This window comes from Steroidobacter sp. (assembly GCF_016790065.1).
Classification (GTDB): Bacteria; Pseudomonadota; Gammaproteobacteria; order Steroidobacterales; family Steroidobacteraceae; genus Steroidobacter.
In genome coordinates, this window is sequence record NZ_JAEUPY010000546.1 from 1 (window position 1) to 13,698 (window position 13,698).

Below are 13,698 nucleotides of genomic sequence, written 5' to 3' on the forward strand. Positions count from 1 at the left end.
GTACGCGCAGGAGCATTTGAAGATTGCCGATCGCTACGTGGTGTTGTTGGGCGGTCGTTACGATCAGGTGGAGCGCGAATCCAATCGGGTCAAGATCGATCAGAATGAGTTCACTGGCCGCGTCGGCTTCGTGTACCTGACCGACAACGGCTTCTCGCCGTACGTGAGCTACGCCACCAGCTTCACACCGTTATTCGGCACCGATCTGTACGGCAACACCTTCGATCCGGAAACCGGCGAACAGACCGAAGTGGGTTTGAAGTATCAGCCGGTGGGCAAGGCAGTGTCGTTCACGTTGGCGGCGTTCGACTTGCGTCGTCAGAACATCCAGACCGCCGATCCGAACAATCCGCTCAACACGGTGCAGAGCGGTGAGATTCAGTCCAAGGGTGTGGAGTTCGAAACCAACTACAGCATCGGTAACATCGATCTGGTGGCCTCGGCGGCGTACAACGACGTGGAGATCACCAAGAGCAACAACGGCGACCAAGGCCGCACGCCGTTCGGTGTGCCGGAGTGGTACGGCTCGGTGTGGGCGCACTACGAATTCGACGCCGGTCCGCTGACGGGCCTGGGCTTCGGTGGCGGCGTGCGTTATGTGGGTGAGAGCCTCGACGCCACCAACACTGTCGAATCCGACGCCAGCACGCTGGTCGACTTGATGGCTTCGTACAACTACGGCAAGTGGCGCGTCGCATTGAACGGCACCAACGTGCTGGACAAGACGTACGTGTCGGCAGTGTTCAATGCCAACAGCTATGCGTACTACGGCAACCGTCGTGCGTGGTCGTTGAGCTTGAACTACAGCTACTGAGCGAGGCGAGAGCGGTCAGCGGCGCCGAATCACGATCTCGTGTTCGGTCCGCTGCACCGTAAGGTCCGGCTCGCGAGCTAGTAAATCCGCCAGCGAGCCCGGATCGTCCGCATCGAAAGCGCCGGAGAAAATGAACGTGCCCGGCGGCACCTGATCCACGCGCAATCGCATTGCTTTGTTATAACGATTGAACTCCGCGGCGATGTTTTCGAGCGAGGTGCGTTTGAAAATGAGCTTGCGTCGCTGCCAGGCCACGGCGTCGTTGATGTTGGCGCCTTCGTTACGTTCGACGGTGCCGGCCTTGGCGATCTGCGCTTCCTGGCCGGCGGTCCAGATCTCGTGCGTGCCGGTGGTGCCAGTCGACGGCAGGATCTGCACTTTGCCTTCCACCACCGAGACCGTCGCATTGCCGTCGGGTCTCACATAAACATTGAACTGAGTCCCGACAGCCTGCACCACCGCGTTTGGCGTGTGCACGCGGAACGGCCGAGCTTTATCGGCGGCGACTTTGAACAACACTTCGCCGTGCGTAAGTTCGATGTCGCGCGCATGTTTGCTCAACCGCACCTCGACGCGAGACAGTGCGTTGAGATTCAGTACAGAGCCATCCGCGAGCGGCACGACACGTTGTTCGCCGATGGCGGTCTCGATGTCTTGGCCGGAGTTCAATCCGAACCACAACGCGGTGACGGTCGCGACCAAGCAGGCGGCAATCGCCGTCGGCCATTGCCAGCGCTTGTGCTGAACGTGCGCCGCCAACGACGGCGTGGCGTGGGTAGCCGGCAACGGCAGAGTGTCGGGCGACACTTGTTTCAGCAAGTCGCCCAGGTCGAAGGCCTTGCCCGCGAAAATAGTGCGCATGGCCGAGGCTTCACTGGCGATGGCCAGAAACGCTTCCATATGGCGCGGCGACTCGCTCACCCAGCGAATGAATTCAGGGTGCTGGCGTTCGTTGCCGAGGCGCAGGGTCTCGTACCACTCGGCGGCCTGGTGGGCGACCAGCCGGTCGATCTGCTGTTGTAGTGTCATCGTTGCGAGTCCTTGCTCTTCTGCCCGGCGCGTTGGCCGTCGAGGGCGAGCTTCAATGCCGCTCGTCCGTGCATGACGTACGTGGCGATGGTGCTGGGAGTGAAGCCGCTGGCTTTGGCGGCCTCCTTGTACGACATGCCTTCGCCTTCGACCAGCATCAGCGCGGTCAGATATTGCGCCGGCAGTTTATTGAGTGCGGCAAGTACGTCGTTCTGGACCGCCAATTGTTCCGCATCCTGATCGGAGGAATGGCCTTCCTGGGGCTCGTTGTCGGCGGCGGCCAGGCTGGAGTCGAAGGTCACGGGATTGCGTTGCGCGTCGGACAACGAATGGCCGACCACATGAAACGCGATCCGGAACAGGTAAGCGAGCGGGTTACGCACCGTTTCGGTCTGGTCCTTACGGCGCAGGAACAGCTCGAAGATTTCCTGCGTCAGGTCGGCGATATCCTCGCGACTGCGTACGCGCTTGGTCAGGTACCGGTGCAGGGTCTGGGCATAGCGGCTGATCGCTGCTGCGGACAGCGGCGAGGTAGTCGCGTTAGCCTGGAGTCGGGTCGCCTTCATCGGTACGCCGGAACGCTCGGGAATGGGGGCCATCGTTATTAAAGAGGGCCCCAGGGGTCGATTCATAGATGGGAAAGTTACGCGAATCCACGAAATGACCGGTGTGGCGCTCTTCAGTAGGCATAGGAAGGGCTCGGCCGGCAGCGGTAGGGCCTTACATAACGAGCTTGGGGAGAGAGGTGTTGAAGCATCGAGCCTGTCTGGCTGCGGTTCTGATCGCCCTGGCCGGGTGCCTCGGCGGCCTGGGCTATGTGGGTGCCGCGCTGGCTGACGATCCGGGGCAGAGCGTCGCGGCCACGCCCATGAGCTTCGATATTCCCCGCCAGCCGCTCAGCGAGGCGCTGGCCGAGTGGTCGCGCCAGTCCGGCTTGCAGGTGTTGCAGCGGAATCTGGACAGCGAGTTACACGAGACCATTGCCATTGCCGTCGCCGGCCAGCTGTCGCCGACCGAAGCCTTGCGACGGCTGTTGGAAAATACCGGGCTGAGCTACGAGTTCATCAACGACCGCACGGTGCGGATCGCGCCCACGCAGACCACCTCGACCGAGGAGTTGGGCGAGGAGGTCACCGAGGTGGTGGTGCAGAGTCGGCGGCCGTTCACCGACCAGAACATGGACATCGTGCGCACCACCGACGATGTGCAGCCTTACCAGATCCTGACCAGCGAAAAGATCGAGCGCTCCGGCGCGGTCAACGTCGAAGATTTTCTGAAACAAAATCTGACGATGAACGCCACTGCGCAAACCAACGGCGCGCAGGCGAATAATTATCTCGGCAACACCAGCTCCATCAATCTGCGCGGCTTGGGTGCTAACCAGACGCTGATTCTGATCAACGGCCGGCGCAGCGCTGGGCCGGTGTATTTCGGTGCGACCAGTCAGCCGGACATCAACGGCATTCCGTTGTCGGCCATCGATCGCATCGAAACGCTGCCGACGTCGGCTTCAGCAATCTACGGCGGGGCGGCGCTTGCCGGTGTGGTCAACGTCGTGCTCAAGCACGACTATCAAGGCGGCGATCTGAGGCTCGCCTATGACACCCCCACGGACGGGTCTGCTTCGCGACGTTCCGTCGACGGTGCCTATGGCATGGCCTTCGAAGACGGCAAGACGCATGTGATGTTGAACGGCTACTACTCCGAGTCGGACTCGATGCACATCGCCGACCGGCCGGAACTGGCCTCGCGCGGTTTGAACGCCATCCGTAGCAACTATCCGGCGCTGATTTCATCGACGACGCTGCCGTACAGCTTCGGTACCACGCCCAACATCGTGGCGACCAATGGCGGGTTGCTCACATTGCGCGATGGCACGCCGCTGAATTCGGCGATGACATACATCCCGAGCGGTTTCACTGCTGCATCCGATCCCGCTGCGCTCGTGGGCAATGCCGGTAGCGTCAACTACACACGGCCCGACATCACTGGAAGACTCGCGAATGTCTCGTCATTGCGCGGGCAGCTCGGCGCAGAAGCTACGGTGAAATCGTTCGGCGTCGTGGCGCGGCGGCAGATGACCGAGAACCTGGAAGCGTTCGCCGAGTTCTTCTACGCCAGCAACAGCACGTTCGCGCAAATCAACCCAGTCGCCGACAATTATCGGATTCCCAGCGCCGCGCCGACCAATCCATTTCAACAAGCGGTGACGGTGAGCATTCCCACTGACATCTCGCTGCCTTACCAAGCCAGCAGCATCACCCGGCGCGCAGTCATCGGTGCCGTGATGGATTTGCCGAACGATTGGCGCGGTGAGGCTGACTACACCTGGAGTTCGAGTCGCGCGAACTACGGCAGCACCACGTTCGATGTCAACTCACTACAAAGCGCGCTCAATGCGGGCACCGTGAATCCGTTCGTCGATACATTGAACTCGCCGCTCGATCTGTCGCCGTACTACGCGCCGTTTGGTTACACGGCGCCGTCCAGTCTGGATGATTTTGCGATTCGTCTCGCCGGCCCGCTGCCGAGATGGTGGGCGGGCGCGCCGACGCTGGCTATCGGTCTGGGACATCGCAAGGAGGGCTTGGACAATGGTTATTTCTACCGCGTGTCGCCCAGCTTTCCCAGCAGCAGCTTCACGCGCTACGTCAATTATCTGAGTCAGTCGCAGACCACCGATAGTGTTTATTTGGAAACGCTGTTTCCGTTGCTGTCTGCCGCCAACGGCGTGCCGGGCATTCGTGCGCTGGATCTGCAAATCGCGGTGCGCACCGAACGTTACAACGTCGATACCGGCACCGGTTTTCAAGATACCGGCGCCGACTATCGGATCGATTGGGCTCAGGTGACGCGCAATAACGTCGAGTACACGTCGACCAATCCCACGCTCGGGCTGCGTTACAAACCCATCGACAGCGTGACGTTTCGTGCCAGCTATGCCACCGCTTTCCTACCGCCGGCGTACTCGCAGATCATCGAGGGCACGCAGGATCCTGTGCCTATCACAGTGATCGATCCGCAACGAGGTTTCACAGCCGTCACGGTCAATCGAATCCGTGGCGGCAATCCCGATTTGGAGCCGCAGGAATCCACCAGCTGGAATTTCGGCGTCATCTTCGAGCCGGAGTTTCTGAAGGGCGCGCGCTTCAATCTGGAGTGGTATCGGATCGAGCAGACCAATGTGATCCTGACGCCCACACCGCAACAGATCATCGACAACGAATCTCAGTTCGCCGGCCGCGTGCAGCGTGGTGCAGCCGTGCCCGGCGATCCGTATGGTGTCGGCGCCATCACGCTGGTCGATTACAGTCTGGTCAACGCCAACGAGTCGGAGACCGAAGGTTTCGATTTCACCGCGTCGTATCGCTGGCGGACACAACAGTACGGCTCGTTTGTGCTGTCCGCGCAGGCCACGCGTATCGAGAGTTACAAAATTCAAAACTCGTTGGGCTCGCCGCTGCAAGAGATCGTCAATCAAGTGGCTTACGGCGCGCCGCTGAAGTTTCGTAGTAACGCTTCGTTGATCTGGTATCGCGGCCCTTGGTCGGCGGGCTGGGCGGCGGCTTATTTCGATTCCTATCCGCAGTACAGCGTCGGCACCGACATCTATGTGCGTGCTCAAGGCGGCCGCGAAGTGTCGAGCCAGGTTTATCACGACCTTTCCGGCAGCTATCGTTTCGACTCGACCAGCGGCTTTCTGAGCGATGTGACGCTGCAGTTCGGGGTCAAGAATCTGTTCGATCAGCGGCCGCCGCTGGATGTGTATTTCCCTGCTTATCTTTATTCCAGTCCGTTCGGCGATTCGCGCCTGCGAAGTGTGTGGGCGTCGTTGGGCAAGAGGTTCTAAGACTCCATGTGGCTAACTTCACTCGCCGTTCGCAGAACGGTTTGCCTGGCTGCGCTCGTTGGATTCGCGGCGTTAGCGCCGGTTCGGGCCGATAGCGTTGGCGATGACGCGCGCGCTCGCCAAGTCGACGCGTTGTTGAAGGAATACGAGCGTCCCGGCAGTCCGGGTGGCGTGCTTGGTATTTATCACCACGGCAAGATGGTTTACTCGCGCGGCTTCGGTCAGGCGGATCTCGAGCAAGGTCGTGCCAACACGCCGCAGACCAAGTTTCATGTGGCCAGCGTCTCCAAGCAGTTCACCGCGTTTGCCATCGCGCTGCTGGCCAGTCAGGGGAAGATCGATCTCGACGCCGATATTCGGAAGTACTTGCCGCGACTCACCAACCTTGATCGCAAGGTCACGGTGCGCCAACTGGTGCTGCATACGAGCGGTCTGCGAGATCAATGGGCGTTGATGGTGCTCGGTGGTCATTCCATGGCTGGCGTGATCGATCAGCAACAGATTCTGAATGTGGTCGAGCGACAGGCTGGCTGGAATTTCGAACCTGGTTCGGAGCAGCTGTACAGCAACACCAACTACACGTTGTTGGCTGAGATCGTGAAGGCTGTCTCCGGCCGCACTCTACGCCAGTACACCACGGAGAACATTTTCCAGCCGCTGGGAATGACCAGCACGTTCTTCTACGACGACGTCACCGAACTCGTGCCGAACCGTGCGAACTCTTATGAACGTAACGGCGATCGCTGGACGCGCGTGCTGCTCAACTACAACAACGTCGGCGCGACCAGCTTGCTGACCACGGCCGAGGACATGGTCAAGTGGGTCGGGAACTTCGCGCAGCCGAAGGTCGGCGATGCGGCATTGATCGAGCAGGTGTCGACGCTCGGGAAGTTGAACGACGGTTCGGTGACCAACTACGCGTTTGGTTTGCGACGCTTCGTTGTCGGCGGTCATGAGACCGTCACTCACAGCGGCAAGGACGCAGGCTTCCTGTCGTACGTCGGCTATGTGCCGGGCCAGGACTTCGGCTTCTTTCTCGGCACCAACCTGTCTTTCAATCTGCGCTCGCTGCTCGATCGGATCACTGAAGTTTATATCGGCAACGGCCCGGCCGATGATGGCTGGCCCACCGCGGTGGCCACGCCTGCGACCTTAGTTGCTGAGCTGAGCGGAAGTTATCGCAACGACCGTTTGCCGCTGCTGGAGCTGGTGTCGAAGGACGGTCGGCTGAACATTCGCACTGGCGGCGAACTGCTGCCGACTGAGTTCTGGAGCGACGGTACCTTTGGCTATGGCCCGCACTATCGTGAGCACTATCGAATTCTTCGCGACGCCGGCGGCAAGGTTGCGGGCATCGAGCGAGTGTCGATCCGTGATGTCACGCGGCTGAGCTATCAGCGCGCCAAGCCGGTCGCCGCGCCGAAGCCTGAGTCTTTGCGCGATGTTCTGGGTGACTATCGGATTCCCGAGCTCGATGTCACTTACACGTTGGCCTTAGAAGAGGGGCAACTGGTGCTGAAGTCGTTGTGGACGACGCAGCCAATTGTCGTCACTCCGCGCGAGAAAGATCGCTTTGAACTCTCGCTGCCTGAAGCAGGCGAGAGCGTCATGCTGATTGAGCGCAACGCTGCCGGTCGCGTCACCGGCGCACGAATTCACGCCGGTCGGATTCGCAATGTGGCCATGGAGCGCCAAGCGAAAGCTGAGCTGCGAGCGCAGGCGAGTTTCTAACAGTCTCTCGGCGCCTCGCCTCTGGGGGCGCCGTTCTTTTTGAGCATGACTTTGCAAAGGGCAACTCGATGAAGATGCGTCGAACGGCAGCGGTTCTGATTCTGGCTCTGGCCTCGGCTCTGCAGGTAGGTCACGCCGACTCGCCCAACAAGATCTTCTCCACGCCGATTCAACTGCCCACCGAACAAGGCCCGCTGCTGGCCGACGAAGGCTTCATCGTCGTCAAAGAGAATCGCAGCAAGCCGGGCAGCCGCGACATCCTGGTGAACTATTTGCGCTTCCGTTCGCGAGGCGAGACGGGGCGGGAGCCTCTCTTTGTGCTGCCCGGTGGTCCCGGCGACCTGTTGGACCGACGGGACTTCGCTAAGAAACATTACCCACATTCCTGGATACGAGAGACGTTGTATCGAAACACAGCGCATCGAGACGTGGTCGTCCTGAATCAACGCGGCAACTTCTGGGCGCTCGGCAACGCCGGTGGCTTTGAAGCGCCGCGCCCGGCACCGGTGCCGGGCAACGATGAGACGCGCGAGCAAATCACCGAGCGTTGGAAACAATCCATCGAGCAGACTTTCAAGACACTGTCCGCCGGTGGCGTCGACCTGGCCGGTTACGACATCTTCAACATGGTCGCGGATCTCGAGGAGCTTCGTACCGCACTGGGCTACGGCAAGGTCATCATCAGCGGCGTCAGCTTCGGCTCGCAGTGGGGCCTTTCGTATATACGGGTGCATCCGGAGAACGTGAGTCGGGCCATGTTCAGCGGCGTTGAGCCGATCGACTACGGCTATGACTCGCCGCAAGCCCTGTTTGGTGTGCTGGAGCGCATCGCTGCGAGCGCTGAGAAATCCCCCATCGCTGCTCAGCTGCCCAAGGGTGGACTGATCGCCGCGGTCAAAACGATTCTGGCGCGCTTGGAAAAGACGCCGGCGACGGTCGAAGTGAAGGATCCAGCGACCGGCAAGAACGTCACCGTGACCGTGCGTGCCGATGACTTCCGGGCGCTGTTGTTCAGCCCATGGCGGGGTAAGGCGCTGCGCGATGCACCGGCCATGTGGCCGAAGTTCGTCACCGAGGTGTTCAACGGCGACTATCGCTACGTGGCTGCCCGCAAGCTGCAAGGCCTGTTTCCTTTTAATGGCAATGTGAATCTGCCGCTGATCGACCATAGCCTCGGCATCACCGACGCACGCGATGCCAGGCTGAAGAAGGAACCGGCCGTTGGCATCATCGGCGATCCGAATTCGTTCTACCGCAGCTGGGCCGCGGTGACGCCCACCAAGGAAGTCGACGACAGCTTCCGCAACTTCTATCCCATTGCCGTGCCGACCTTGTTGGTCCAGGGCGATATGGACTGGAGCACGCCGTTGGATAACGCGTTGGACTTGGGCAAGCACCTGCAGAGCGGTGCGGTGGTCACGGTGCGCACCGGCACCCATATCGTTGGCTATGAACTCCAGGAGTTTCAGCCGGCGCTTAGCGAAAAGATCGCGGCCTTTATCGATCTGGATACCCCGGGTTCGCCGGACGCGGCGGCCCTGCTCAAGACATTTCCCACCGAGGTCAGCATGCCGTTACAGTTCGAAGCACCGCAGTCCGCTGCTTTGTACGAACGGCTTTGACAATGAAAAGACTGGTTTGCTGCCTGCTCGTTTGGTTGGGATTCGTCGGCGTCGCGCCGGCTGACCCCGTTACGCCTCAGCAATTGCAGGCAGCACTGGAGGGCGCGATCGCCAAAGGCGCGCCCGGCGTTTCCGCCGCCATCGCTACTCGCGACGGCGTGATCTGGACCGGGGCCGCAGGTTATGCGGACATCAAGGCGAAGACGCCGATGACCACGGCGAACTTGATGGGCGTGGGCAGCATCACCAAGGTGTTCGTGACCACGGTGATCATGCAACTGTCGCAGGAAGGGCAGCTCGATCTGAACCGCACGGCTGTCGATTATCTCGGCAGCGATGTGACCCGAGGAATCGCTAACACCGACCGTGCCACGCTCGCGCAGCTGTTGGGCCACACCGGTGGCGTCATCAGTTGGGAAGACGACCCGCGTTGGATCCGCGAAGGCCGCGGCAGCAAGCTCAAGCCCTCGCACATTTGGGGCAAGACCGAACCGCTCGAATACATTCGTGGTCCGGAGCACAAGGCGCTCAACGAGCCGGGTGAGAAGCACAACTACTCCAACACCAACTACACCTTGCTCGGCCTGATCATCGAAAAGGTCACGGGCAATACGGCCGAGGCCGAAATCCGTAAGCGTGTGCTCGAACCGCTGGGCTTACACGACACGTTCCTGGAAGGTTTCGAAAGCTTCGATGTCGGCCGGCTGCCGCATCGCTATCACTGGGGCACCGAGACTTTCGAGAAGAGTGCCGGCATTGCCAAAGGCTTCAAGCGCGTACGCCCGGATCTGATCGACGCCACCGGCTCCAACCTGTCCGTCGAATGGACTGCCGGCGGCATGGTGTCCACGCCTTCGGATATCGCTCGGCTGGCGTTGGCGATTCGCGATGCCCGCATCGTTTCGCCCGCCAGCCTGAAGTTCCTGACTGAGTGGACGCCGATCAACAAGAACTCTGAAGTCGGCCACGGCTTGTTTCGTACGACCACCGACGCAGGTGTCGGCATCGGCCATACCGGCAGCGTGCTGGGCTTCACCGGCGGATTCTATTGGGCTGAGAAAGGCGACGCTGTGGTCGCCGTCACCATGAACGTGGGCACCATGCATGCTGGCAAGTCGCCGATGTCGGCGGCTCGGCTGGCCAGCAGCGCTGAGTTCGGCGCGTTGGCGGTGCGTTTCGCCGAGCAGTATGCGAATCCGCCCATCGCCAACAACTTCGATGCTGCCTACAAATCGTTGCTCGCCAACGAACGCGTGACCAAGGCGCTCGCAGGCATCAAGAGCAGCGACGAGGCGACGCTGCGTGAGCAGATCGAGATCGCGCAGATTCCGGCGCCGTCGTTCAAGGAACAGGTTCGCGGCCGCGATTTTCAGGCACGGCTGGAAAAGCTTGGCTTGAAGACCAGCGTCGATTCGGAAGGCAATGTCATCGCCACTCGCAAAGGTTCGGGACAGGGCAAGACGTTGGTGCTGTCCGCTCATCTCGACACCGTGTTTCCTGAAGGCACCGATGTGACGGTGCGTAAGGAAGGCGAGCGTTACTACGGTCGCGGTCTCGCCGACGACACTCGCGGCTTGGTCGTCGTGTTGTCGGTGCTGCGAGCCATGCAACAGGCAGACATTCGCACGGTCGGTGACGTGATGTTCGTCGGCACGGTCGGCGAAGAAGGGCTGGGCAATCTGCGCGGCGTCAAAGCGCTGCTCAAGCAGAACAGCGGCATCGATGGCTTCATCACCGTCGAGCCCAGTGTCGGTGGGCGTGAACGAATCGGCGTCGGCGCGACCGGCAGCCGTCGTTGGCGAGTGACCTTCAAAGGTCCCGGTGGGCACAGTTCGGGCAACTTCGGCGTGGCCAGCGCGATTCATGCGATGGGCCGCGCCATCACTCATATCTCTGACTTGCAACCGCCGCTGCAGCCGCGAACCACGTTCACGGTCGGCGTCGTGTCGGGCGGCACCTCGGTCAACACCATCGCTTCGCAAGCGATCATGGAAGTGGACATTCGTTCCGACAGTGCTGAAGCGCTCACGGCGTTCGAGAAACAGGTGCTCGCGGCTGTGGAGCTCGGCGCGCAGGAAGAGAACTTGCGTTGGCACAGTCAGGAAATCTCCGTGGACAAACAACTCGCGGGCGACAGGCCAGCGGGCACGACGGGTGCGGATTCTTCACTCGTCAGCGCGGCTCGGCAGTCTTACCAAGCGATAGAGCGTCCCGGCGCTCAGCTGACAACGGTCAGCACCGACACCAATGCCGCCATCGCTTTGGGCGTTCCGGCGATCATGCTTTCAGGTGGTGGCGTTGCGGGCGACCTGCATTCGCCGGGCGAGTGGTTCGAACCGCGTGAAGCGTGGTTGGGTCCACAAGTGGCATTGCTCACCGTGCTGGGATTGGTCGGTGTGCAAGGCGTGACCGAGCCGCTGCTCGAGGAACGCCGCTAACATTAGAGGCTGAGTATTTTTCTCATGATTCGATACAAGAACCATCGCTCAGGATTGCTGCTTGCTCTGGTCGCACTGTTCAGTGCGCCGTTGGTCGAGGCAGGCGATGCCGCGGTGGTCGAGACGCCGATTCAGATCGGTGTGCAAACCTCGATCTGGTCGGAGACGTTGGGAGAAACTCGGCCGCTGCGCATCTACACGCCGCCGTCGCAAACCAAGAGCCGAACGCCGGCGGCAGTGTTGTATGTGCTGGATGGCGCGAACAACTTTTTCCATACCGCCGCGGCGGTGGACTTCCTGATCGGCACCGGACGCATTCCGGAAATGATCGTGGTCGGCATTCCCAGTCTCGACCGGGGCAAGGATCTGACGCCGTCGAAGGACGAGCGCTTCCTGACTTTCCTGACCAAAGAACTGGCGCCGTGGATCGAGAGTCGCTATCGAACCGCGCCGTTTCGAATCATTACCGGTCATTCTCGGGGCGGTCTGTTCACTCTGCATACGCTGCTCAATCGTCCCGACGCGTTCAACGCTTACGTCGCCGTGAGCCCGGCGTTGTGGTGGAACGATCTCGCGACGCTCCAGGACATGGAAGCAAAGCTCAAGCGACTGCCGCCGCGCCGGTTTCTATACATCACCGACGGCAATGAGGCTGAGCAGCTCACCAACGCGGTGGCGAAGAACGTCGCGGTGCTCAAGCGTGCCGCACCGGCGACGCTCGAATGGCACTACGAGCGGCTGCCGAACGAAGAGCACATGAGCACGCCGCACCGGACCATCTACGACGGCCTGGAACATATTTTCTCGGGCATGCAGGTGCCGAGAGACGTGATTCTCAAGCGCGGCATCAAAGGCATCGAAGAGCATTACGCCGGGCTGTCGGCGCGTTATGGCTTCGACATCCCGTTGCCGCTCGGGATGGTGGATTGGTGCGGCTACTATTTATTGCAGCAGGGCAAGCCGGACATGGCCGTCGACGTGTTCAAGCGCAATGTCGAGTTGAACCCGTTGGAAGTGCGTGTCTACGGCAGTCTTGGCACCGCGCTCAACTCGGCTGGACGCAAAGATGAAGCGCTGGAAGCGCTGAACAAGGCGTACCAGCTCGCTACCGCTCCTTGATCGACGCCGTGACCGGATCGTGCTGTTCCTCCAGCGCGATCCGGCTCGATGAAAAGATGGTCGCGAGCGAGCCATCCTTGCGCATTTCATCGAGAGCCTGATCCAGCGCCTGCTGAAGCGAAGCGCCGCCGTTGGTCTTCACCGCGATCCCGATGTTCCAAGCACCGCGCAGCAGCCCAGCGAGCTGCTGTTCGTGAAACACCACATCCGGTGAGCCTTGCATTGCTAGCAAGCCCTGAAGTTCATGTTTCGGGCCCATCACCGCGTCGGCTTCGCCGGCCAGCATGGCGGCGACCGCATCGGCGAGCGTCTTTTTGCGAATCGCCGCTTGCCGTTTACCGTCGTCACCGCTACTCAGTTGATAGTCGCTGATCGAATCGACTTCCACCGCGATCTTGTTGGTCGCACGAGTTCCGGCACGAGACACGACAGCAATCGACTCTTGCAGATACGTGCCGAACAGCAGCGACTGATCTTCATTGCGCGCGAACTGACCATCCGTGGGGACATGCATCATCACATCCACGACTCCGCCACCCAGGTAGTGTCCTTTCCAAATATTGTTACGAAGATCGTCGCTGACTGTTTCATCGGCGGTCACCGTCCGCAGCCGAGCTGCAATGCCGAGCTTCGCCGCCAGCGCACGCGCCAATTCGACGTCTAGCCCACGCAACTCACCGTTCCGAGCACGGTACGAGAACGGAGGGAAGTTGTCGTAGACCGCGATGTCGAGCGCTGCCCGCGAACGAGCGCGGGCCAGCGTGTCATCGGTGTCGTTCTCGGCATGAGCGAAGGCGGAGCACACCGCCAACAATAGAACAGCGGCGCGCCGTAGCATGATCAGCTCTCCTTGCTCACCGATTCCAACCAAGTGCGCACCGCCCAGATGGCTTCTTCCGAGAAGATTTCACCGAACGGCGGCATGTAAGTGATGCCGTTGCGGATCGAGCCGGTCCGCACGCGCATCTGGAAGTACTCATCGCCGTCGTTGCCGGCAGGCAGCTGGCGGAGGTCGGGTGCGATACCGCCGGACACTGCGCCGATGCCATGGCAGCGAGCGCAGTTCTGGTTGTATGCGGAGGCGCCGACGGTCAG

Annotated in this window: 10 protein-coding genes; 6 read left to right on the forward strand and 4 right to left on the reverse strand. The window is 60.9% G+C overall.

Features of this window, described 5'->3' with window-relative positions; translation table 11 throughout:
* Window positions 1–814, forward strand: an 814-nt coding sequence (locus tag JNL55_RS22580) for a TonB-dependent siderophore receptor (protein ID WP_293859293.1), incomplete at its 5' end; no start/stop codon positions are given.
* Between the two features lie 15 nt (window positions 815–829).
* Here the strand turns inward: JNL55_RS22580 and JNL55_RS22585 are convergent.
* Window positions 830–1,843 carry a FecR family protein gene (locus tag JNL55_RS22585; protein ID WP_293859296.1) on the reverse strand — a complete coding sequence of 338 codons (1,014 nt, stop codon included), beginning with the start codon at window positions 1,841–1,843 and terminating at the stop codon, window positions 830–832.
* On the reverse strand, window positions 1,840–2,442 hold the full coding sequence (locus tag JNL55_RS22590) for an RNA polymerase sigma factor (protein WP_293859299.1): 603 nt from the start codon (window positions 2,440–2,442) through the stop codon (window positions 1,840–1,842). The genes JNL55_RS22585 and JNL55_RS22590 overlap by 4 nt, the downstream gene beginning before the upstream one ends.
* Before the next feature lie 149 nt (window positions 2,443–2,591).
* Between JNL55_RS22590 and JNL55_RS22595 the strand changes: the two genes are divergently transcribed.
* The 5 genes from JNL55_RS22595 (at window position 2,592) to JNL55_RS22615 (ending at window position 12,603) form a co-directional block, all read left to right on the forward strand.
* Complete coding sequence (locus JNL55_RS22595) at window positions 2,592–5,693, forward strand: TonB-dependent receptor (RefSeq protein ID WP_293859302.1); 3,102 nt, start codon at window positions 2,592–2,594, stop codon at window positions 5,691–5,693.
* Window positions 5,694–5,699: 6 nt separating this feature from the next.
* Window positions 5,700–7,424, forward strand: coding sequence for a serine hydrolase domain-containing protein (locus JNL55_RS22600; protein ID WP_293859304.1), 1,725 nt, complete (start codon window positions 5,700–5,702; stop codon window positions 7,422–7,424).
* Between the two features lie 68 nt (window positions 7,425–7,492).
* Complete coding sequence (locus JNL55_RS22605) at window positions 7,493–9,046, forward strand: alpha/beta hydrolase (protein WP_293859307.1); 1,554 nt, start codon at window positions 7,493–7,495, stop codon at window positions 9,044–9,046.
* 2 nt (window positions 9,047–9,048) lie between these two features.
* Complete coding sequence (locus JNL55_RS22610) at window positions 9,049–11,484, forward strand: M20/M25/M40 family metallo-hydrolase (RefSeq protein WP_293859310.1); 2,436 nt, start codon at window positions 9,049–9,051, stop codon at window positions 11,482–11,484.
* 24 nt (window positions 11,485–11,508) lie between these two features.
* Entirely contained in the window at window positions 11,509–12,603 is a 1,095-nt protein-coding gene (locus JNL55_RS22615) for an alpha/beta hydrolase-fold protein (RefSeq protein ID WP_293859313.1), read from the forward strand.
* Here JNL55_RS22615 and JNL55_RS22620 read toward each other — a convergent pair.
* Together JNL55_RS22620 and pedF are read right to left on the reverse strand one after the other, a co-directional pair.
* A complete protein-coding gene (locus JNL55_RS22620; RefSeq protein WP_293859316.1) occupies window positions 12,590–13,441 on the reverse strand; it encodes a substrate-binding periplasmic protein in 852 nt (283 codons plus the stop codon). The two genes, JNL55_RS22615 and JNL55_RS22620, sit on opposite strands and share 14 nt — an antisense overlap.
* Before the next feature lie 2 nt (window positions 13,442–13,443).
* The coding region (gene pedF / locus JNL55_RS22625) for a cytochrome c-550 PedF (RefSeq protein WP_293859319.1) at window positions 13,444–13,698 on the reverse strand (255 nt) is incomplete at its 5' end.